The 466-nt window shown below is 64.4% G+C and carries 1 pseudogene; it reads left to right on the top strand.

What is annotated here, in order from left to right:
- Positions 1-466, top strand: a pseudogene (locus tag GVL52_RS31965) (alpha-1,4-glucan--maltose-1-phosphate maltosyltransferase); the annotation flags it as partial.

The following is a 466-nucleotide window of genomic DNA, read 5'->3' as shown; positions in this document are numbered from 1 at the left end:
CACGCGAGCACGGCATCGAGGTCGCGATGGACATCGCCTTCCAGTGCGCGCCCGACCATCCCTACGTGCGCGAGCATCCGGACTGGTTCCGCTGGCGGCCCGACGGCACCGTGCAGTACGCCGAGAACCCGCCCAAGAAATACCAGGACATCTACCCCTTCCACTTCGAATGCGAGGACTGGCGCGGCCTCTGGCAGGAACTGCGCAGCGTGTTCGCGCACTGGATCGGCCAGGGCGTGCAGATCTTCCGCGTGGACAACCCCCACACCAAGGCCTTCGCTTTCTGGGAGTGGGTGATCCAGGACATCCAGCGCGAATATCCCGGCACGATTTTCCTGGCCGAGGCGTTCACGCGGCCCAAGGTGATGCACGGCCTCGCCAAGCGCGGGTTCACGCAGTCCTACACCTACTTCACCTGGCGCACCACGCGGCAGGAACTCACCGACTACTTCACGGAACTGAACAC

The organism is Rhizobium sp. 18055 (assembly GCF_902706285.1).
Lineage (GTDB): Bacteria > Pseudomonadota > Alphaproteobacteria > Rhizobiales > Rhizobiaceae > Rhizobium.
Note: the sequence above shows the minus strand (reverse complement) of the source record. Positions and strands in the feature narration are given on the sequence as shown.